At 55.1% G+C, this 21,313-nt stretch carries 14 protein-coding genes and 1 pseudogene; 2 read left to right on the top strand and 13 right to left on the bottom strand.

All coding sequences use genetic code 11. The annotated features are described in order from the left end of the window. Positions 1–3: 3 nt before the first annotated feature. The 9 genes and pseudogenes from leuC to B9A24_RS15625 form a co-directional block, all read right to left on the bottom strand. Positions 4–1,398, bottom strand: coding sequence for a 3-isopropylmalate dehydratase large subunit (leuC, locus tag B9A24_RS15660; RefSeq protein ID WP_084446966.1), 1,395 nt, complete (start codon positions 1,396–1,398; stop codon positions 4–6). A gap of 1 nt (position 1,399) precedes the next feature. Further along, complete coding sequence (locus tag B9A24_RS15655; RefSeq protein ID WP_084446965.1) at positions 1,400–2,566, bottom strand: 2-isopropylmalate synthase; 1,167 nt, start codon at positions 2,564–2,566, stop codon at positions 1,400–1,402. Between the two features lie 398 nt (positions 2,567–2,964). After that, the gene (gene ilvA / locus B9A24_RS15650; protein ID WP_317044252.1) at positions 2,965–4,068 is read right to left on the bottom strand and encodes a threonine ammonia-lyase IlvA; all 1,104 of its coding nucleotides are present in this window, start codon (positions 4,066–4,068) and stop codon (positions 2,965–2,967) included. A gap of 3 nt (positions 4,069–4,071) precedes the next feature. Then, entirely contained in the window at positions 4,072–4,239 is a 168-nt protein-coding gene (locus tag B9A24_RS23090) for a hypothetical protein (RefSeq protein ID WP_317044251.1), read from the bottom strand. Next, positions 4,232–5,003, bottom strand: a pseudogene (locus B9A24_RS15645) (hypothetical protein). The gene B9A24_RS23090 and the pseudogene B9A24_RS15645 overlap by 8 nt, the downstream one beginning before the upstream one ends. 228 nt (positions 5,004–5,231) lie before the next feature. After that, positions 5,232–5,837 (bottom strand): acetolactate synthase small subunit, encoded by a 606-nt coding sequence (gene ilvN / locus B9A24_RS15640; protein ID WP_200813939.1) that lies wholly within the window; start codon positions 5,835–5,837, stop codon positions 5,232–5,234. Between the two features lie 86 nt (positions 5,838–5,923). Further along, positions 5,924–7,660 (bottom strand): biosynthetic-type acetolactate synthase large subunit, encoded by a 1,737-nt coding sequence (gene ilvB, locus B9A24_RS15635; RefSeq protein WP_084446963.1) that lies wholly within the window; start codon positions 7,658–7,660, stop codon positions 5,924–5,926. Between the two features lie 8 nt (positions 7,661–7,668). Then, positions 7,669–9,342, bottom strand: coding sequence for a dihydroxy-acid dehydratase (gene ilvD / locus B9A24_RS15630; RefSeq protein ID WP_084446962.1), 1,674 nt, complete (start codon positions 9,340–9,342; stop codon positions 7,669–7,671). Between the two features lie 60 nt (positions 9,343–9,402). After that, complete coding sequence (locus B9A24_RS15625; protein ID WP_084446961.1) at positions 9,403–10,314, bottom strand: branched-chain amino acid transaminase; 912 nt, start codon at positions 10,312–10,314, stop codon at positions 9,403–9,405. Positions 10,315–10,793: 479 nt separating this feature from the next. Between B9A24_RS15625 and B9A24_RS15620 the strand changes: the two genes are divergently transcribed. Next, a complete protein-coding gene (locus tag B9A24_RS15620) occupies positions 10,794–12,329 on the top strand; it encodes a hypothetical protein (protein ID WP_084446960.1) in 1,536 nt (511 codons plus the stop codon). A gap of 166 nt (positions 12,330–12,495) precedes the next feature. On the opposite strand, the gene B9A24_RS15615 is transcribed toward B9A24_RS15620, so the two are convergent. The 3 genes from B9A24_RS15615 to B9A24_RS15605 all read right to left on the bottom strand — a co-directional run bounded on the left by B9A24_RS15615 (position 12,496) and on the right by B9A24_RS15605 (position 17,856). Continuing rightward, positions 12,496–14,223: a CotH family protein gene (locus B9A24_RS15615; protein ID WP_084446959.1), complete on the bottom strand. Its 1,728-nt coding sequence runs from the start codon at positions 14,221–14,223 to the stop codon at positions 12,496–12,498. A 388-nt stretch (positions 14,224–14,611) separates the two neighbouring features. Next, positions 14,612–15,742, bottom strand: coding sequence for a metallophosphoesterase (locus B9A24_RS15610; protein ID WP_143434974.1), 1,131 nt, complete (start codon positions 15,740–15,742; stop codon positions 14,612–14,614). A gap of 182 nt (positions 15,743–15,924) precedes the next feature. Next, positions 15,925–17,856 (bottom strand): alpha/beta hydrolase family protein, encoded by a 1,932-nt coding sequence (locus B9A24_RS15605; RefSeq protein ID WP_084446958.1) that lies wholly within the window; start codon positions 17,854–17,856, stop codon positions 15,925–15,927. A gap of 261 nt (positions 17,857–18,117) precedes the next feature. On the opposite strand from B9A24_RS15605, the gene B9A24_RS15600 reads away from it, so the two are divergent. After that, positions 18,118–19,464: an alpha-amylase family glycosyl hydrolase gene (locus B9A24_RS15600; RefSeq protein WP_084446957.1), complete on the top strand. Its 1,347-nt coding sequence runs from the start codon at positions 18,118–18,120 to the stop codon at positions 19,462–19,464. A gap of 13 nt (positions 19,465–19,477) precedes the next feature. On the opposite strand, the gene B9A24_RS15595 is transcribed toward B9A24_RS15600, so the two are convergent. Next, on the bottom strand, positions 19,478–21,061 hold the full coding sequence (locus B9A24_RS15595) for an N-acyl-D-amino-acid deacylase family protein (protein ID WP_084446956.1): 1,584 nt from the start codon (positions 21,059–21,061) through the stop codon (positions 19,478–19,480). Positions 21,062–21,313 lie beyond the last annotated feature (252 nt).

Raw genomic sequence — 21,313 nt, 5'->3', positions numbered from 1 at the left:
AGCCTAGTTTAAGTACTTGGTAATGTCCACGATGCGGCCCTCCACGGCGGTAATAGCCGCCACTAGCGGACTAGCCAGCAGGGTGCGGGCGCCAGGGCCTTGGCGTCCTTCGAAGTTGCGGTTGGAGGTGGAAACGCAGTAAGCGCCGGCCGGAATCTTGTCATCGTTCATGGCCAGACAGGCGCTGCAACCAGGCTCACGCAACTCGAAGCCGGCGGCCGTCAACACCTGGTCCAAGCCTTCGGCAATGGCCTGCTTTTCTACCTGTTTGGAGCCCGGAACGATGATGGCCTCCACATGCGCGGCCTTGTGCTTACCCTTCACGTAGGCCGCCACGGCGCGTAAATCCTCGATGCGCGAGTTAGTACAGCTGCCGATAAACACGTAATTAATCTGCTTGCCCAATAAGGATTCGCCGGGCGCAAACCCCATGTATTGCAATGACTTATTGAAGCTGACTGTCTCGCTCTCCAGCACCTGCAACGGAATACTGCCATTCAATACCATGCCCATACCGGGGTTCGTACCATAGGTAATCATGGGCGAAATGCCCCCCGCGTCGAAGTGCAGCTCGGTATCGAAGGCGGCATCAGCGTCGGAAAAAAGGGTTTGCCAGTAAGCCACGGCCTGCTCCCACTGCTCGCCCTGTGGTGCATAAGGGCGGCCTTTTAGATAACTAAACGTGGTGACATCAGGCGCGATAAGGCCGCCGCGGGCCCCCATCTCGATGCTCATGTTGCACACCGTCATGCGGCCCTCCATGCTCAGGGCCCGAATAGCGCTGCCCGCGTATTCCACGAAGTAGCCCGTGGCCCCACCCGTACCAAGTTGGGCTATCACATGCAGAATCAAGTCTTTGGCCGTGACACCCCGCCGCAATTGCCTCTCCACGGTGATGCGCATGCGCTTGGGCCGACTAATCAGCAAGCATTGTGAGGCCATTACCTGCGTCACTTGGCTCGTACCGATACCAAAAGCAATGGCACCAAAAGCGCCATGAGTGGAAGTGTGGCTATCGCCGCACACGATAGTCATACCGGGCTGGGTAATGCCCAACTCAGGTCCGATGACATGCACAATACCCTGGTATTCATGCCCTAAGCCAAACAACTCCACCCCGTGCCTAGCGCAGTTTTCGGTCAATTTATCAACTTGGGAGCGCGAAAGGGGGTCCTGAATGGGCAAGTGCTGATTACGCGTGGGTACGTTGTGGTCGGCGGTGGCAACTATCTGGGCGGGGTTGTACAAAGTGAGGCCACGGGCGGCCAGCTCGTCGAAGGCCTGGGGGCTGGTCACCTCATGAATCAGGTGACGGTCGATGTAAAACACTTCCAAATTGCCCCCCACGGCTTTCACCACATGAGCATCCCAGATTTTATCAACTAGCGTTTTGCCCATGTTAATTGGCCGTAACCAGGTTTTCCTGTTCCACTAATAAGTGTAAGTCGCTGTCCACAACTTCTTTCTTACGATCAGCCAGGTGCATGAATGAGGCGTAGGCCTTATTGAGCGCCGGGCGGTCAAATTCATAGCCTAACTTTTGCAGGCGATACGCCAGCGCCGCCCGTCCCGAGCGGGCCGTAAGCACGATAGACGAATCAGCCACGCCCACTACGCACGGATCAATGATTTCGTAGGTTGCGCGGTGCTTAATCACGCCATCCTGGTGAATGCCGCTGGAATGGGAAAAGGCATTGGCCCCCACGATAGCCTTATTGGGCTGCACCGGCATCCCCATCATCGCCGAAACCAGGGCCGAGGTGTCGGCCAACCGCTGGGAGATAATGCTGGTATCGAGCTGCAGGTATGGATGCTGGCGCAAAATCATGACAACTTCTTCCAGCGCCGTATTGCCGGCCCGCTCACCTACCCCGTTGATGGTGCACTCAATCTGCCGGGCGCCGTTGAGCACACCCGCAATAGAATTAGCAGTTGCCAGCCCCAGATCGTTGTGGCAATGCGTTGACAAACAGACGCTTTCAATACCGCGCACATTCTCACGCAGATACTTAATCTTGGCACCGTACTCGTCGGGCAGACAATAGCCGGTGGTGTCGGGAATATTCAGGACGGTGGCTCCAGCCTTAATGGCCGCTTCACAGACGCGGGCCAGGTAGGCGTTTTCCGTGCGGCCGGCGTCCTCGGCGTAAAACTCCACGTCTTCCACAAATGATTTGGCCAGCCTTACGGCGGCCACCGCGCGCTCCAGCACTTTATCCTGGGTGCTGCACAGCTTGTGCTGAATATGCGACTCGGAGGTTCCGATGCCGGTATGAATCCGCGGATAGCGCGCCGGCTTCAGCGCCTCAGCCGCCACCCGAATGTCGTTCTCCACGGCCCGCGTCAGGCCACAGACGGTCGCCTCGCGGGTCTGGGCCGCAATAGCTTGTACCGCCTCAAAGTCGCCGGGGCTGGAAACGGGAAATCCGGCCTCGATAACATCGACGCCCAGCCGTTCGAGCTGTTCGGCAATAATCAGTTTCTCATCGCGGTTTAGCTTGCAGCCCGGCACTTGCTCGCCATCGCGCAGGGTGGTATCGAAGATTTGAATTTTCTCAGCTGCCATATAGTCGGAGTACTTTTAGCGAATAGCTGCCCGCAAGTACACCGGCAAAACGTAGGGAGAGAAACGAATTTTCGATAAGCCTACTATTTCCAATAGCGGCTTTTTAATTTATAAACTATTGATAGTCAGTTTATAAAAAGCCCACTAAATACGAAGGCTAACGCTTAAATAGAGTATATTTTATGTTAACAATATGCTATCAAACTACCTCAAAAGGCAGCTATGCTGAGCTCGTCGAAGCATCTCTCCCGCAGTGCCATCTAGTTACCACTGCGGGAGAGATGCTTCGACGAGCTCAGCATGACCGCCTTTTATTATTCATTCGTCAGCACGCGAGATGCTTCGCTGCCGCTCTGCATGACGTCCATTTAGACTTAGGCAATCCGTTTAGCTTAAGGCTATACCAGCAGGCTCAAGAAATCCTGCTTACCATTGAGGTATTCGTAGGCGAAGCCTTCCGCCTCCATCCGAAACTGGATACCCTCAATTTCGTGGGGCTTTTTTACTTCAATACCCACGAAAACAGGGCCTTTTTCCTTGTTGTTTTTCTTGATGTACTGGAAATGAATGATGTCATCGTCGGGATGGAGCACGTTGTTTACGAAGCGCCGGAGCGCCCCTGGGCGCTGGCTGAAGGTGACCATAAAGTAGTGCTTCAGGCCCTGGTGGCGCGTGGCGCGCTCCTTGATATCCTCCATCCGGGTGATGTCGTTGTTGCTGCCGCTGAGCACACACACGACCGTTTTTCCTTTGATTTCATCGGCGTATTGGCGCAGGGCCGAGATGCTTAGCGTGCCGGCCGGCTCCAGCACAATACCTTCTTCATTATACATTTTGAGCAAGTCTTCGCACACCTGCCCTTCCGGCACCAGCACCACCTCGTCGAGCAGCTCGCGGCACAGCTCAAAGGTCAGCGCGCCGGGGCACTTCACCGCAGCGCCATCTACGAAGCTTTCGATATGCTCCAGGGCCTGCCGCCGCCCGGCCTGAATGGCTTGCTGCATGGAAGGCGCCCCCAGCGGCTGCACCCCAATGAGCTTGGTATGCGGACTCAACTGCCGAAAAATGCCCCCCACACCTGAGGCCAGCCCTCCACCCCCTATGGGCATAAAGTAGTAATCAATAGGCACGGGCGACGCCTGCAGAATTTCCAGGCCCACAGTGGCCTGTCCTTCCACAATAGCCATGTCGTCGAAGGGGTGAACGAAGGTGCTGCCCCGCTCGTCGCAGAAGTGCTTGGCGGCCGTAAACGTGTCGTCGAAGGTGTTGTCGGTCAGGATTACCTCCACCTGATCCTTGCCGAACAGGCGCACCTTGCTCACCTTCTGGGCCGGCGTATTGGCCGGCATAAAAATATAGCCCTTCAGTCCCAGCAGCTGGCACGCGTAGGCCACGCCCTGGGCGTGGTTGCCGGCGCTGGCACACACTACATCTTGCGCGCCCTGCTCCCTCGTTAGCATGGAAATTTTGTTGTAGGCGCCCCGAATCTTGTAGGAGCGCACCACCTACAAGTCTTCCCGCTTGAGGTAAATGGTGGCGTCGTAGGCGGCCGACAAGCCCAGATTCTGCTGCAACAGCGTTTCGTAGATCACGCCATGCAGGTTGCGGGCGGCTTGTTCCACGTTTTTCAGCAGCACCGCCGGGGCTGAAGGGGCTATCGTTTCGCTATGCATCAGCTTCCTGGGTCTTTTTAAGGGAGCGAAGCTGGCGCACGGTCGCACCGGTCTGCCACAGCTCCGACTCGCGGACTTCCTTCAATTCCACTTCTAACTCCTGGCGATAATTAGGCGTCGAGCCGCGCTGAATGGTTCGCTCTGCTTCTTTGCCCGAGGCCACGCTGTCGTAGAGTTCATTGAGCACGGGCAAGGTAGCTTCGCGGAAGCGGCCTTTCCAGTCGAGGGCCCCGCGCTGGGCCGTCACGGAGCAGTTGCTGAACATCCAGTCCATGCCGTTTTCACTCACCAGCGGCACCAGGCTCTGAGTCAGCTCTTCCACGGTTTCATTGAAGGCCTCCGAGGGCGGGTGGGATGATGTTGGTTTGGTCGTTGAAGGTGATGCCGAAGCCGTGCGAGAAGTAGAGCGTTTTGCCGGGCGTGAGCCGGGCTTTCAGCGTGGGCCACAGCGCAATCTGGCCGGCATCCGACAGCAGGTTGGCGATGATGGTGCCGCGCTCCGCCGCTTCCTCAATGGAAAACAGCGTTTCGCCCTCCACCCAACCATCCTGCAAGGCCTTCTCCCAAGAAGGCGAGTTCTGGCGCTGCCCGATGATGACGTTGAAGCCATTGTCGCGCAGGTTTAGCGCTTGGCCGGGGCCCTGTACTCCGTACCCAATCACGGCAATTACTTCGTCCTTCAAATAGGCCTGCGCCTTGAACAGCGGATATTCGTCGCGGGTAATTACGGTTTCGTCTACGCCGCCAAAATTGATGGTTGCCATGTTATTGGAGTTGGGGTTTTGAGGTTTAAAGTTGATTTTCTGTTGTCTGGGGGGCTTTTTTCAGATTAATAACTGTCATGCAGAGCGGAGCGAAGCATCTCGCTCGCGGTGGCAGGATTAGTAATCAGACGACTGCACGCGAGATACTTCGCTCCGCTCTGCATAACAGTTATTAATCCATGTGTCAGCACACGAGATGCTTCACTGCGTTCTGCATGACCGCCTTTCTCACATCGTAAAGACTTTATCGCGGCTGTTGAGAAATTCGTTCTCAATGACTTCTGAGCCCGGCTCGGTGCGCTCAAACTCGCGCAGCTTGCGGTTAAAGCCGTCGCTGTGTTTGATGATGGCGATGCGGGCGCTGCGCACAAACTCAATCAGGCCGTAGGGCTGCAGCACTTCGATCAGATTGTCGGTTTCTTCGCGGTGGCCCGTGGTTTCGAATACCGTGTAGTCCCGGCGAATCACGACGGCACGAGCACCATATTCGCGCAGCAGGCGCTCCACAGAGGCTTTTTCGGCTATGATATCGGTGGGCACTTTGTAGAGCGCCATTTCCTGCCAGATTACTTCCTGATTGGTGTTGTAGTTCACTTTGAGCACTTCCACCTGCTTTTCAATCTGCTTAGCAATCTTGCGCACCACGTCTTCCGTTTCGTGAATCACGATGTTAAAGCGGTGAATTCCATCAATTTCAGAAGGCGAGGTGTTCAGACTTTCAATGTTGATTTTGCGGCGCGAGAAGATGATGGCAATGCGGTTGAGCAAGCCAATCTGATTCTCGGTGTAAGCCGTGATGTTGTATTCCTGGCTGTCGATGGGTTGCTCACTCATGATTTTTATTTTTTCTCTATTATCGAACGTCATGCATCGGCCCCGCCTCTGTATGACAGGTTCTGTTTGTTGTCGCAGTACCGCGCTTACCGCAGCCGGATTTCGCTGACGCTGCAGCCTTGCGGGACCATCGGGAAGATGTTGTTCTCCTTGGTCACCATCACTTCCAGCAGAAAAGAACCCGCGTGGTTCAGTATTTCCTGGAGGCTACTTTTCAACTCACGGCGCTCCAAAACGCGTTTGCCGCTAATGCTGTAGCCACTGGCCACCGTCACGTAGTCGGGGCTGGCGATGTTCACGAAGGAGTAGCGCCGGTCGTTGAACAGCTCCTGCCACTGCCGCACCATACCCAGAAACTGGTTGTTGAGAATGATGATTTTGACGTCAACTCCGGTCTGCATAATGGTTCCCAGCTCCTGAATCGTCATCTGAATACCTCCGTCGCCAATGATGGCGACCACCGTGCGATCCGGGCGGCCAAACCTGGCTCCAATGGCCGCCGGCAAGGCAAAACCCATCGTGCCCAGCCCGCCGCTGGTGATGTTGCTGCGCGAGTGGTTGAACTTGGCGTAGCGGCAGGCTACCATCTGGTGCTGGCCCACATCGGTTACCACAATGGCCTCGCCTAGGGTCAGCTCGTTTAGCTGCTGAATAACTTCGCCCATGGTCAGCTCATCCGACGTCGGGAAAAGCTCGTCCTGAATAACGGCGGCAACTTCTTCGGTCTGAAACTGCTCGAACCGCTGCCGCCATGCCGGATGATTTTTCGCCTCAATCAACTCCGTGAGTAAGGGTAAGGTTTCCTTACAATCACCCCACACAGGCACGGTGGTAGCCACATTTTTGTCAATCTCCGTGGGGTCGATGTCGAGGTGGATTACCTGGGCCTGCCTGGCGTATTTGTCGAGGCGGCCGGTTACCCGGTCGTCGAAGCGCATACCGATGGCAATGAGCACGTCGCACTCGTTGGTCAGCATGTTGGGACCATAGTTGCCGTGCATGCCAAGCATCCCCACGTTTAGTGGGTGGCCAGTAGGCAGAGCACCAGCACCCAGAATTGCCCAGGCGGCCGGAATACCACTTTTCTCGATAAAAGCGAGGAATTCCTGCTCGGCTGCTCCCAATATTATTCCCTGGCCCCAGAGCACGAAGGGCCGCTTGGCCTGGTTGATTAGCGCTGCCGCCCGGGCCACATACTCCGGGCGCACAATGGGCGCGGGCCGGTAGCTACGAATGTGGGTGCAAGGTGTGTACTCCGAAAAGCCAAACTTCTGCTGCTGCGCGTTTTTGGTGATGTCAATCAACACCGGGCCGGGCCGGCCGCTGCGGGCTATGTAGAAGGCTTTGGCCAGCGCCTCCGGTAGTTGACTGGCCTCCGTAACCTGATAATTCCACTTGGTAACGGGGGTCGTAATGTTGATAATATCGGTTTCCTGGAAGGCATCAGTACCCAGCAAATGCGCGAACACCTGACCGGTGATACACACCAATGGCGTGCTGTCGATAAGCGCATCGGCCAGACCCGTAACAAGATTGGTAGCACCGGGCCCGCTGGTGGCAAACACTACCCCTGCTTTGCCAGAAGCGCGGGCATAGCCCTGGGCAGCGTGAATTCCGCCCTGCTCGTGGCGCACCAACACATGGTTCAGCTGCTCTTTAAAGTCAAAAAGCGCGTCGTAGATGGGAATAATGGCCCCGCCCGGATAGCCAAAAACCGTGTCTACGCTTTCCGCCAGCAGGGCCCGCAACGTCATTTCGGCTCCCGACATGGTCTGGGGGGCTTTTTCCTGCAGAAGTCGGATGGGTTCTTCCTTCGTGAACATAGTCTTGCTTATGAATCGGTGATGCACCCCTCACTGGCGGAGCCCACGGTGCGGATATACTTGCGCAGCACGCCCCGGGGGGTTTTTTCGGCCGGGGGAGTCCATTGGGCCCGGCGGACCGTCATTTCGTCTTCTTCCACCAGCACACTGATCGTATTGTTGGCGGCATCCAGCACCACCTGGTCGCCGTTGCGAACCAGCGCGATGGGGCCGCCGTCGTACGCCTCCGGGCACACATGACCGATAACGAAGCCGTGCGTGCCGCCCGAAAAGCGGCCGTCGGTTACCAACGCTACTTTGTCGCCTAGGCCAGCCCCGATGATGGCCGAGGTCGGCTTGAGCATCTCGGGCATACCGGGTCCGCCTTTCGGCCCTACGTAGCGGATAATCACTACCTGACCGGCCTCGACTTTCCCTTGGATCAGCCCTTCGTTCAACTCCTCTTCCGAATCAAATACGCTGGCCGGGCCCACGAACTTTGTCCCTTCCTTGCCGGTGATTTTAGCCACGGCTCCTTCCGGGGCCAGGTTTCCGTACAGAATCTGAATGTAACCGTCGGCTTTGATGGGATTTGAAAACGGCCGCAGCAAATCCTGCTCCTCCCCCAATGCAGCTACGCCAGCCAGATTCTCCGCTAGAGTTTTGCCCGTTACGGTCAGCAGGTCGCCGGTCAGCAGCTTCTCGTTGAGCAGGGTTTTCAGCACGGCAGGAATGCCTCCCAACGCCGAGAGGTCTTCCATCAGGTACTTACCGCTGGGCTTGAGGTCGGCCAGCATGGGCACCCGGTTGCTGACTTGCTGAAAATCTCGCAACGTCAGCTTCACACCCGCCGCGTCGGCAATGGCGATGAGGTGAATAACGGCGTTGGTAGAGCCCCCCAGCGCGGTGATGAGCACCATAGCATTTTCAAAAGCCTCGCGCACCAGAATATCCCGCGGCTTAATGTCCTTTTCCAGCAGGCGCAGCAGGTACTCCCCCGTGTGCAGACATTCCTCCCGCTTCGCAGCACTCACGGCCGGCGCCGACGAAGAATACGGCACCGACATGCCCAGTACTTCCGCCGCCAAGGCCATCGTATTGGCCGTATACATGCCCCCGCACGCGCCCGGTCCTGGGCAAGCGTGGTTTATAATGCCCCGGTAATCTTCGTCGGAAATGGCGTTTTGCAGCTTTTTCCCATAAGCCTCAAAACAGGAGACGATATTGAGCTGCTGCCCTTTAAAATTGCCCCCCTTGATGGTGCCGCCATACACCATGAGCGAAGGTCGATTCAGGCGCGCCATCGCCATGAGAGAGCCGGGCATATTTTTGTCGCAGCCTACCACGCAGGCCAGCGCATCGTAGTTGTGCGCGGCGGCCATGGCTTCAATGGAATCGGCAATTATCTCCCTCGAAACCAAGGAATAACGCATGCCCGGCGTGCCATTGGTAATGCCATCACTCACGCCAATGGTATTGAAGCGCAGGCCCACCATGCCGTGCGCGCCCACTCCTTCCTTCACCTGATCGGCCAGCCCATTCAGGTGCATGTTGCAGGTGTTGCCATCGAAGCCGGTGGAGCAAATACCCACAAACGGCTTGCGCAAATCGGCCTCCGACAGGCCGGAGCCAATCAGCATAGCTTGCGAGGCTGGCAAGCTGTCGTCCTGGGTGTAAATGCGGCTGTAAGGGTTCAGGGCCATACGTAGGGGCGCGTTGCACGCGCCCGGTTAGGGTGTTTGGAGGTTTTTTGGCTAGGCGTCTCAGGCGGGACGTTCAACGAGCGGGCGCGTGCGACGCGCCCCTACCTGACCCGTTACCAAATCCTGGTAACGGCGCGCAAGCTGGGCTCCAATGGTGTCTTGAAAGGGCTTCTCGAACACGACATCATTCACGGAAGACACGCCAATAACCTCGGCGGCAGTGCCCGTCATAAAGGCGCCGGTAGCGCCCTGCAAAGCGGCGGGCGTGAAGAATTTTTCGTGCACCGTGATGCCAGCTTCCCGAGCTAAATCGATGATGGTGTTGCGGGTGATGCCGCGCAGAATGCTGCCGGCCGGAGCGGTAAACAGCTCCCCGTTCTTCTCGAAGAAAAAATTGGCCCCCGGCCCCTCAGCCACGTAGCCGTTCATATCCAGCAGCAAGGCTTCGTCGTAGCCCCGACCTTTTGCTTCGGTGCTGGCAATGATGGAGTTGACGTAGTGCCCGGATATTTTAGCCTCAATGGGCACTGCTCTGGGGTTGGGTCGCTCGTAGGGCGAAATGGTCAGGCGCAGGCTTTGGTCGCCGAGGTATTTGCCCCACTCCCACACGGCCAGCAGCAGGTTGCTGCTGCTCGGGCATTTCAGGCTCATATTGGGCGTGCCGGCGTATACCAGCGGCCGGATGTAAGCGTCAGAAAGGCCGTTTTTCTCCAGTAGCTGGTAGCTGATCTGAATCAGCTCCTCCACCGAATACGGTAGCGGCATCCCGACGGTATTGCACGAGTACTCCAGCCGTTCGTAGTGCTCACGCGCCTTAAAAATCCGGGAGCCTTGTGGCGTATTGTAAGCCCGAATGCCTTCAAAAACGGCATACCCGTAGTGCAGCGACTGCGCATACACGCTACACGTAGCCTGATCGACCTGAACAAACTCACCATCTACAAACGCGACGGTGTTTTCCTTGAAATACATAGAAGCGGTGAATTTGAGTAAGTAGTCAGCAGTAAAAAACCTTTCTGAGCGCGGGGCTTAGAAAGGCTTGTTCTTGAAAAACAGAAGCAATTTCTTCAGCCCGGCGGCAGCTGAATAATGACCAGAATGACGACTAGAACGGTAAAAAGCATGACGGCTGAGGCGGCAGTATTGATGATGTGAGCGGGAAAGTGTGGCCCAACTATGCACGTAGGTTCGTTTGGGTTGTCGGTCAGGACGACCAGCGGGCAGGCAATAAGCAGGTTCTACTTTCTGTTTAGCTTGCGTTGCTACCGTGAGCTTTGGCTGAGTGTAGCAGCTCGACTGAAAGCAGGCGCGTTGTTGCTGGAAGCTGCACGCAAGTAGCACCGCAGGTTTATCGGGCTAAAAACAAAAATGACTTTATTCACTATTTCCAAATGCGGCTTTCTTAGCCATAATATACTCTTATACAATAGTTTACCAAACAGCAGAATACAATGCCTAACGAAAGCCTTGACCCGGTTTTTCAGTTAATTAAGTCTTTAACCCGCTCCGAAAAGCGGCACTTTCGGCTATTCACCAACCGGCAAGGCTCCAATGAAGGATTGAAATTTCTACAGCTATTCGACGCGCTGGATCGCTACGACGAGGAGCGCGTGCTGGCGGAAGTACCGGCCATCAAAAAAGTGCAGCTGGCCAACCTGAAAGCCAACCTGTACAAGCAAATGCTGGCCAGCCTGCGCCTCTACCATATGGGCCAGAACCTGGATATTCAGCTGCGCGAGCAGCTCGATTACGCCAGGGTGCTGTACAATCGCGGCCTGTACCAGCAGAGCCTTAAGATGCTGGAAAAGGTGAAAGTAGCCGCTCACCACGCCGAAATGCCCCACATCGCTTTGCTGGCCCTCGACTTCGAAAAAATTATTGAGGCCCAGTACATCACGCGCAGCTTGCGCGACAAGGCCGAGAGCCTATCAGCGGAGGTGCTGGATACGGTAGCCCACCTGACCCAGGAGCATGAGCTGTCCAACCTGGCGCTGCGCATGTACGGGCTGTACATCAAAATCGGCCACTCCCGCAACCAGCAGGATCACGAAAATATCAGCGCTTTTTTTCACACCGCGGTAGCGAGAGTCGACCTGACGGCGGGGGGCTTTTTTGAGAAGCTTTACTACTACCAGTCTCAGGTGTGGTACCACACCATCACGCAGAATTTTCGGGCTTGCTACCGCTACGCGCAGAAGTGGGTCGATCTGTTTTTCCACTATCCGGCCATGCAGGAGCAGCAAGCTATGCTCTACCTCAAAGGCTTGCACAACCTGCTCATCTCGCTCTTTAATCTACAGTATTACAGCAAGTTCAGTGAGGTATTGAAAATGTTGGAAGCATTTGCCGCGAACCCCGAGCGGCGCGCGAGTCCGAACACCAACATGCTGATCTTTTTGTACTACTACACCAATCGGATCAATGCCTACTTCATGCGGGGGCGCTTTACGGAAGGCCTCACTATCATCCCGGACCTGCTCGACAACTTAACCCGATTTCATTATCAGCTGGACCCGCACCGCCGAATGGTGTTTCACTACAAAATTGCCAGCCTGTATTTTGGGAGTGGTGACTACGGCAAAGCCATTATGTATCTCGACAAGGTTATTCAGCAGAAGGACGTCAGCCTGCGCGAGGATATTCAGTGCTTTGCCCGCATCCTGAACCTGATTGCGCATTACGATGCCGGCCGGGATGAAGTGCTGGAGTATCAAATCAAATCGGTGTATCGGTTTCTGGGCAAGATGGACGAGCAACAGCAGATGCAAGTCGCGATTTTCCAGTTTCTACGCACCCTAGGCGACTTAGCGCCCAACCAGCTGCGGGGGGCTTTTTTACAGCTCAAAGACCAGCTCATCAGCATCGCGGCCAATCCATTTGAGCGACGTCCCTTTCTCTATCTGGATATTATTTCCTGGCTCGAAAGCAAGATTGAAAATGTGCCCGTGCAGGAAGTTATTCAGCGCAAATTCCTACTGCTGAAGTAATTTCCGTCGCACAATGAATTGGCAGTTGATGGTAGCTCAAACACAAAAAAGCCCCCACGGTGTCATGGGGGGCTTTTTTAAGATACACTACCTGTCAAGCTTTCCCTGAGGTTTTGCCTAGTTAAAAAGCTAGTATATACCACGTATGGTACTTTCCCTCAATAGCTTAGTTTATTAAGAGCTTCTGTGTTTTGATATTTTTATCACTTTTCACAGTAGCCATATACATACCACGCTTTAGATGATGAACGGCAATTTTATTTAGTTTGCCGGATAAGGCTGACGTCAATATTACTTTACCATTCATATCCTGAATAATCAATTCGAATGGCATTGAGTCAAACGTAATAGTCAAATAATCGCTGGTTGGGTTAGGATAAAGTTGAAATGCCGCATTAATCTGATTATTTGCAGTACTTAAAACAACATTCGGGGCAATTAATGAACTACCAAAAGCTACGTCCAAATAATCTAATCTATTTTTAAGCCAAGTAGATATATACGTCAGCTGTTCTGCATCTCGCTCAAACGCGCGCCACGTCTTTCTTTCTCTCTCGTATACATTGTTAGCCAGCAGATAATCATAATTATTCCTGAATTTTGCCAGTATAAACTCCTCTGTTACTACCGTTGCTCTTAACTCAGCCCAGCGGCGATTAACGGCAGCGCGAAATCCGTTTACGGAACGGTCCTGCATCAAACGATCATAAAATCCATTAGATAAGATATCGTTCGTAACATTTATATTCCAACCCTGCCAGTCAGTACCAAATACACCATCAAGATCCCATGGCACATAATAGTAGGGATCGTCCGTCTTGTATTTAGCGATATAAATATTTTTTCCGGTATTATCGGCAGCCCTAGATAAATTCAGAAAAATGAAATAATCGACGGCATTTTCAAGGTTAAATTTTTTCTGGTAATCCCGGTAGAATTCCTCGTTTGGGCTGTTCTTGACAAAATCTACGAAATTGTATATGCTAGACCAGTTGGTTTCCTCTTCTGGATGCTTATACTCAAAGCCTCCCCAGGTTAAACTGGTATTATCGAATGGTGGCAATGCGGTGAAAGTTACGGCTCCACCCCATTCGCTGCCCTTATATAATTCTCCCTTTATCCCGTTGTTGTATTTTTTCAACTTCAATTGCTTACGGTCAACCCGCTCGCTTAAGGTGTATACACCTTTATATTCAGCGTTAACAAAGAGCTCTACATAAACCATGTCTATTCCATTCTTGGCCTCTGGCTCTTTATCTTTATAATATATCTGGTGGATATTCTGCCACAATTCATTTGACACTTTGCTTCTGATACGCAAAGGCTCATTGTACATAGCTTGCAAATTCCACTTATTGTCGGTGCGCATCTGTAATAGTCGTATATCACGGCTTTGCGCAGTTACGGTATCATTCAAAAAATTTAGCTCATACGAATTTTTTGGGAAAGTCTGCGAAAAAGAACCTCTAATCTCTATTCCTATTGCCGACTCAGTTACAACACCAGTTATTTCGGACATAGAGAAGCCAGCATAAACGCTAGGACTATCTGCTATTTCCTTCTTAGCGCCAATTTGAACTACTGGTAATTGAGTAAAATACAAAGTATACATTGATTCCTCAGATTTAACCTGATAGGAATTGGTAGTGCTTAAAACTGGAACCGATTCTATAAAACTGTATTTTCTGTCAAGTTGGATATCACTAATAGCCCCCTCACCAACAATGCTTATTTCATTAATATTTTGATTAACTAGGATTAACCCCTTTTTGTGGTCAATATGGTAGAACTTGGGGGAAACAGTTAAAGTAACGCCAGCCACGGCGTTCACGATTGTAATAATAATTACAATAAATATAATTATTAAATTATTGGTAGTAAAGAATTTTCGCATCTCTTATTCATTTTAAATTAGGATTCGACAGTCTGAGGACACATCTATATAGCTGAACTCAGCTATTAAAAAGCATGCCAGAAATCCTTATTATATAATTAAAATAAGAAGACAGTATGAGCATGATAAGCTGCTGTATTTCAAGCAAGTACTAAGTCGTATATTAGATTATTCGCTTCATTGAGCTCAGGAACCAACTGATATTCCGCATTAAGTGTCTCTATTTTTAACCGTTTGTTAGCGCAATATCCAAACTGGTACTATACCCAAAAGCGCCTTGCCAGCAGGTTCACGACCTCCTGCTCATTGCACGAAAAAGCCGCATTCGTGACTGCCCTTAGCGAAAGGCTTGGTCACAAATGCAGCTGATAAGTAGCTTGATAACAAGTTAATAAGCTACAGCGCGGGTTACCAGTGAGAAGTTGCTGCCAAGCAGTTGTACGTAGTATACGCCAGCAGGCAAGGCGTTGCGCTGCCAGGTAAGCCGATGCCAACCAGCCTTTACTATGCCTTGTTGCAGAGTACTTACCTCCTGACCCAACGTATTCAGAATTCGCACCTTTACCTCGGCTGAACCTGGAAGAGAAAACTCAATCTGAGCAGCATCCTGGAAAGGATTGGGACTAACCGGGTAGAGAGTGGGCACCGTGATGGGGGCCGGCCGTAGCACATAGGTATCCTTGAGCTCATGCCGCCGGGTAAAGAATTGAAAGACTAAGCTATCGGGTGTGGCATTCAGGAGCATTGCCCCATAGTTGGCGTCGTAAACGGCCTGGCTTTGGGGTAAGGGCTGCTTCTTGATAGGATTCACGCTCCGCCCCCCCAATCCATTTACAAAATACGGTATTCCGTCTACCAACAGCCGCTCGTAGTGGTGGTCGTGCCCGGCCATGACCACGGAAGCACCCCACTCGCGGAAGGGCCACTGCATAATCTCGGTGTTACCATGGTGGCCCGATGATGAATACGGCGCGTGGTGCAGATACACTACTTTCCACCGCGCCGTGGAAGCAGCGAGCCGCTTCTTTAGCCATTGGGCCTGCACTGAGCTGGCAGCAATGCCATCAGGCTCGGCGGGGTCGCTGTTGAGGGCGAAAAGGTGCACATCACCGCGCACGAAATCGTAGTAGCGGCCGTTGCCGGGCAGGGTAAAATAATCCCGGTAGGGTTCACCATTCGAGGTATAATAATCATGGTTGCCGAGCGCAGGGAAAAACCGGTTGGTGGAGGCGCTGGGGCCATAGCGGCCTTTGTATTTATGAATATAGGCGTGATAATACTGGCCAATGTTCTGATCAATAGTAGCGGAGTCACCTAGCTCGTAGTTGTTGTCGCCGAGGGTAATGATAAAATCCGGGTTCCAGCTTTTAACCAAATCCGCTACCTCCTTCTCGGGCCGGCCCGCAAAGCCATAGTCGCCGATGGCCGCAAACCGCTGCCCGTAACCAAGCTTAGCCAGCACACACAAGCAAATAACAAGTGTGAAGCGTCGGGAAGCCTCAAAAAGACGAGATGACATGAAGCTAATATGATGAAAAAAAAAGGTACGCTAAGTAGTACGTACCTGCATGAACTGAAGCTACTCGTCAGCTGCCACACTACATTCCTACCGCATCGAATTAATTCAATTTTCTTGCCACTGTCGGGTTTAAAAATCGTACAAGACAGGTTTCATGTTCTACACCAAACGTTGGGGTTGCTTTATCGCACCTCTCCTCGGTGCAGTCGTTGGGGCCCAATTGCCGCCGCTAGATCGGATAAATCGTAGTAGCGCAACACGTTGGGCAGCACCAGCGAGTACCAATCCTTGTGGGTCGGCTGCGTCAGAATATCGTGGAAAGAGCCAGGTAAATCACTCAGTTCTAATCGGGTAATCTGAGGCGACAGCACGGCGGCATGCAGGGCCACCGGCGCAGCCCGACCATTGGCATATACCTCCACGGGCAAGGCGCTGAACCGGCTATCCTGCCGGATGAAGCTCAATGCCGAAAACACATCCTCTACCCGTTGCCCCAATAACGGACGGCCCAGGTGCAGCGCCAGCAGCGCCGGGCGGTACTCGCGGTTGTAGTATTTGGGGTCGTTGAACGCGGCCGGGTCGGTGGTTTCGCCTAGGCCGCGCAAGTCTACGAGCAGCACGGCCGCCCGCTCTTGCAGGTAATGGGCGAGTAGGTGGGCGCTATCAGCAAGTGCCGCTTTGCCCTGGTCAGGCAGCCAAATAATCACCTTGGTGGGGGGCAAATTATTGGGTGGCATGGCCAGCAGGGCGGGTAAGGGCGGCTGCCCGGCCCGGCGGAGCAGCAGCTTACGCACGGCAATGCCATTGGCCTGCACGCTGCCTTCGTCGGACGCTTCTACAGGAGGTATTATGGCCGTAGTTTCGGGCAAGGCCAATACGTGTCGAATAGCCGCCGTCAGGCTGGCATACGGAAGTGGCTGGCGCCGGGAAGCCAGTGCTTGCGCCTGTGTCAGATACTGAGCTGACAGCGTACTTTCCTGGGGAAAGGCCGTGTTTACCTGGCCCGTAGAAGTGCATTGCAGCTGCGCAGCTGAGAGAGTAGCCAGGTCGCTTTCCGGCACGAGTTGAGCATCATCGCGCAGCCAGCGCCGGAACCAGGCGACGGCGGCCTCACGCTTGGGCAGCGAAATGCCGTGTCCGTCGTCGTAGGTAAACAGGTTGATCCGGCCTGGTTTTTCCAGCGCCGTGTAGGCCTGCTTTAGCTCGTGGTAAGTAGCTTGTATGCTGGCATAATCAACAAAATCGTAGCGGCCAGCCAAGAGCAGCAAGGGCTTGGGCGCAAACATGAGCGGCCACTCCATTAAGTCGAGGCCAGCCAGGCCAGCGCCGGGAATCTGCACGCAGCCGTCGGCGGGGCCGGTAAGCTCTAGGTTGCTTTCGCCGCTGGCCACGTAGCTGCACAGCGCGGCCACCTTCACCCGCGGATCGAACCCAATGAAATAGGCGGTCTGAGTAGCACCTCCGGAGTTGCCGAGGCAGCCGATGCGGTCAGGGTCGACCTCGCGGCGGGTGAGCAGATAATCGAGGCCGCGCACGTTGTCCCAGAGCTGGGCGGCGGGCACGCTGGTACCGAGCAAGGCCGCGCCCCCATTGAGCAAGGTGTGCTCAGTGGTGCCGCCGCGCGTGAGTGGCTGGCCACTGGCATCGGTGAGCTGATACCGCTCACCCTGAGAAATAGGGTCGATGACCAGCACCACGAAGCCATTTTGAGCAAAGAGAATGGCTGTTTTCTGGTACGACTCGGTGGCTTTGGCGGTGGCTTCGTGGCCGCAGAAAAGTAGCACGGCGGGCCACTTGCCTTTACCCTTGGGCACGTATAAGTTGGCCGTAACGTGGTGGCGGGGGGTACTTTCGTAGATGACTTTTTCCACCTGATAGCCGGCACGCTCCATTTTGCCCCCCACGCGGGCCTTGAGCGGCGTGCGGGCCGGCAGCGGGCCCAGCAGACGGCGGTAGCGCGCCCGAGCACTGTCCTGATAAGCCTGCATGGCCATCCCCGACTTCACAGCAGCCGTGAAAGCAGCCCGCCGCTGATCGGACTGCTGGTGCATTTGCTGAACCAGGTACGTATTCAAAGTAGTTGGTGCCTTCCAGTCAATAACGTTGTAAGACATCTGGGCGCGAGCGTACCCGTTAAGCAGCAACCCGAGTACAACGGAAAGCAGCAGAACTCTCACGGCAGAGGATCGATTACATTGATTGGGCACTCTTAAAGTTACCGAAAGCTCTTCATTAAACAGCCACAAAAAGGCCCAAATACCACCGATTGCGGGCCTTTCTCAAAACAAGAGTGCGACGAATTCAATTTGATTAAGTGATCTTGCGGCTGCTACGAGCCATGCCTTAACCGGCTCAAAAAGCCCCCCACTGCCGCCGTGCCCGATTCTACCGCTCACCCCCATGCTCATCTGTTCCAAGTTCGCCACCCGGAGTGGGCCGCTCAGGCGAGTATTTACGAAGTAAACCTGCGTAACTACACCCCGGAAGGCACGTTTCGGGCGTTTGCGGCCCACCTGCCCCGGCTGGCGGCTATGGGCGTGAGCATCGTGTGGCTGATGCCGATTCACCCGATTGGGAAGGTGGAACGCAAAGGCAGCCTGGGCAGCCAATACGCCGTGCGCGACTATTTCGGGGTGAATGCGGAGTTCGGCACCCTCGACGACCTGCGCTACCTCGTACAAACGGCGCATGACCTGGGCTTGCGAGTATTGCTCGACTGGGTAGCCAACCATACCAGTTGGGACAACCCGCTGGTAACCGAGCATCCCGACTGGTACCAGCACGACACCCTGGATAATCTGGTGCCGCCCGTGGCCGACTGGACCGACGTCGTAGCCTTCGACTATGCCCACCCGGCGCTGCGCCGCTACATGACGGACGCCCTGCTCTACTGGGTGCGTGAGGCCGACATCGACGGCTACCGCTGCGACGTGGCGGGCCTCGTGCCCACCGATTTTTGGAACGACGCCCGCCGGGAGCTGGATGCGGTGAAGCCCGTATTTATGCTGGCTGAGTGGGACGAATTATATCCTTCCGGGGGCCTCAGCTGGGAAGAGTTCAACAGCGACACCAAGCTGCTGGAAAAGGCCTTCAATATGACCTTCGGCCTGCGTCTGCACTACCTGCTCGACCACATTGCCGAGGGCCGGCAGTCACTCCAGACCATTGACGGCTACCTGACCGCCGAGCGGGCCAAGTACCCGCCATCGGTGTACCTGATGCATTTTACCAGCAACCACGACGTGAACAGCTGGGATGGCACTGAGTACGAGCGGCTGGGTCCGCTGGCGTTACCCTTCGCGGTCCTTACGGTGCTACTACCCGGCATGCCCCTTCTCTATTCCGGTCAGGAAGCGGCTCTGAACCGGCGGCTGGCTTTCTTCGACAAGGATACCATTGACTGGCAGAATTTCCCACTCCAGGACTTCTACACCCACCTGCTCCACCTCAAGCGCCGCCACCCGGCCCTGCGCAACGGCGACGCCACCGGCCACTTCCAGCGCCTCCCCGGCCCCGACGACCTCTACGGTTTCTGGCGACACAAGGAAGGGGCCGCCGTGCTCTGCGTTATCAACCGCGCCGCCACCGCACAGCTGCTACCCCTGCCTGCGGAAACTAATGGCACCTGGTCCGACATTTTCACTCACACTACGCTTATTCTTTCAGCGAGTGAAGCCCTGCTCGTACCGGCTCACGGCTGGCGGGTACTGGAGAAGGTGTAAGACTGGCGCGGTCTTACAGCTGCCGGCCCGCACCATAAAGAATTTGCCCCCCACGGGTTCCGGTATGATGGCCATCGCGCAACGTGAGGCGACCATTTACCAGCACGTACTGCATACCCACGGAATATTGGTGGGGTTTGTCGAAAGTGGACCGGTCAGCAACAGTCGTAGGATCGAAGACAACAATATCGGCCACGAAGCCGGGCCGCAGCAGACCTCTATCCGCGAAACCGAAGGTTTGGGCGGGCAGACTGGTCATGCGGCGGATGGCTTCTTCCAGCGTCAGGACGTGCAGCTCGCGCACGTAGTGGCCCAGCACGCGGGCATTGGAGCCGTAGCCACGCGGATGCGGCACGCCCTCCCGCCACACCCGGATGCTGGCATCGGAGGCCACCATATTCTGCGGGTAGCGCATGATGTTTTGCACGTCCTTTTCGCTCATGCCATGAAACACCATACCCGCATCATATTGCAACACGAGGTCGAGCACGGTGGCTGCCTCGGCGCGGGCCTTGTGACTGTGGCCCCGCATGCGGTTAATCTCCTCGATGCTGTGGCCGTTATAACTGGTGTCGGGCGGAAAGCTGGCTACTACGGCGTAGCTGAAGTGCTTGAGCTTGCGCCGGCGCAAGCGTGCCACTAAGCTGGCCTCTACGGCCTTGCGCACGGCGGGGCGCGCCAGGCGGACTTGCAGGGAGTCGCGGCCGTCGGCCTGCACGTCCTCGGGGAGCAGGGTGCTGAGCGAAGTAGAGCTGGCTGTGTACGGGTACTGGTCGATGGTAACCTGCTGACCGGCCTGACGAGCAGACTCGATAAGGCCGAGCAGGTCGGCGGTGCGCCCCCAGTTTTGCTGACCTCCCAGCTTAAGATGAGAAATCTGCACAGGCAAGCCGGCCTCCCGCCCCACACGCAGCGCCTCCTGAATAGAATAAGTTACGCTGTCAGTTTCGTTGCGCATGTGGGTGGCGTAAAGGCCATGATGACGACCAGCTACCCGCGCTAGGCGCACCAGCTCAGGAGTACGCGCATAGGTGCCAGGAATGTAAATCAACCCCGACGACAACCCCACCGCGCCGGCCCGCATGGCGCTGTCTACCAAGCCTTCCATCCGCAGCAGCTCCGCTTCCGTGGGTGCCCGCTGCGCCCGGCCCATTACGGCCTTTCGCACGGTGCCGTGGCCGACCAATGACGCGATATTCACCGACAAGCGCGCACTGTCCAGAACGTGAAAATAGCCCCCCAGCGGTAACCGCGAGGAGCCACAGTTGCCCGTTACTACCGTCGTCACGCCGTCGTAAATAAAGTTATCGGCCGTGGGCTGGCGCAGCTCGTCGTCTTCGATGTGCGTGTGCACGTCGATGAAGCCCGGCGCTACAGCCAGGCCCTTGGCATCCAGCACGGTATCAGCCGGATAGTTTGTTGGCAGTCGGCCCACGGCTACAATGCGGCCCGCCCGGATGGCCACGTCGCCCAGGGTCCAGGTGTTGCCGGTGCCGTCGTAGAGGCGGCCGTTGCGGATGAGAATATCGGCCTTCTGGGTTTGGGCCGAAGTAGCCTGGGCGAACAGTAGTAGAATAAGTAGCAGGTAGCAACGCATAGCTGCTAAGGTAATGGGTAGCTGTTGTTTCTTTTAGCCCTTCGAAAGGGAAGCATGCTGGCGGTGTATAGGCGGCTCGGTGGTGAGTAACAAGGTGATGGTAGGCACAAAAGCATCACCAGTTACTTTGACGCTAGTTGACATAAGGGGGTTTATAATCAGTGAGCGGGCTTCCCTACGCAGCTAATCTCCGCGTTTGGCAGAAGAGCCACTTGAAACCGGTGCCATGAGGGGCATCAGAGGATGCTTTAT

Origin of the sequence: Hymenobacter roseosalivarius DSM 11622 (assembly GCF_900176135.1) — a bacterium.
Lineage (GTDB): Bacteria > Bacteroidota > Bacteroidia > Cytophagales > Hymenobacteraceae > Hymenobacter > Hymenobacter roseosalivarius.
This window is presented reverse-complemented; position numbering and strand designations above follow the sequence as displayed.

What these genes read in the sequence shown, in the direction of transcription:
- B9A24_RS15655 (WP_084446965.1), bottom strand. Translation starts at nt 2,566, where the DNA reads ATGGCAGCTGAGAAAATTCAAATCTTCGATACCACCCTGCGCGATGGC.
- leuC (WP_084446966.1), bottom strand. Translation starts at nt 1,398, where the DNA reads ATGGGCAAAACGCTAGTTGATAAAATCTGGGATGCTCATGTGGTGAAA.
- ilvB (WP_084446963.1), bottom strand. Translation starts at nt 7,660, where the DNA reads ATGTTCACGAAGGAAGAACCCATCCGACTTCTGCAGGAAAAAGCCCCC.
- B9A24_RS15625 (WP_084446961.1), bottom strand. Translation starts at nt 10,314, where the DNA reads ATGTATTTCAAGGAAAACACCGTCGCGTTTGTAGATGGTGAGTTTGTT.
- B9A24_RS15605 (WP_084446958.1), bottom strand. Translation starts at nt 17,856, where the DNA reads ATGTCTTACAACGTTATTGACTGGAAGGCACCAACTACTTTGAATACG.
- ilvD (WP_084446962.1), bottom strand. Translation starts at nt 9,342, where the DNA reads ATGGCCCTGAACCCTTACAGCCGCATTTACACCCAGGACGACAGCTTG.
- B9A24_RS23090 (WP_317044251.1), bottom strand. Translation starts at nt 4,239, where the DNA reads ATGCATAGCGAAACGATAGCCCCTTCAGCCCCGGCGGTGCTGCTGAAA.
- B9A24_RS15620 (WP_084446960.1), top strand. Translation starts at nt 10,794, where the DNA reads ATGCCTAACGAAAGCCTTGACCCGGTTTTTCAGTTAATTAAGTCTTTA.
- B9A24_RS15610 (WP_143434974.1), bottom strand. Translation starts at nt 15,742, where the DNA reads ATGTCATCTCGTCTTTTTGAGGCTTCCCGACGCTTCACACTTGTTATT.
- ilvN (WP_200813939.1), bottom strand. Translation starts at nt 5,837, where the DNA reads ATGAGTGAGCAACCCATCGACAGCCAGGAATACAACATCACGGCTTAC.
- B9A24_RS15615 (WP_084446959.1), bottom strand. Translation starts at nt 14,223, where the DNA reads ATGCGAAAATTCTTTACTACCAATAATTTAATAATTATATTTATTGTA.
- B9A24_RS15595 (WP_084446956.1), bottom strand. Translation starts at nt 21,061, where the DNA reads ATGCGTTGCTACCTGCTACTTATTCTACTACTGTTCGCCCAGGCTACT.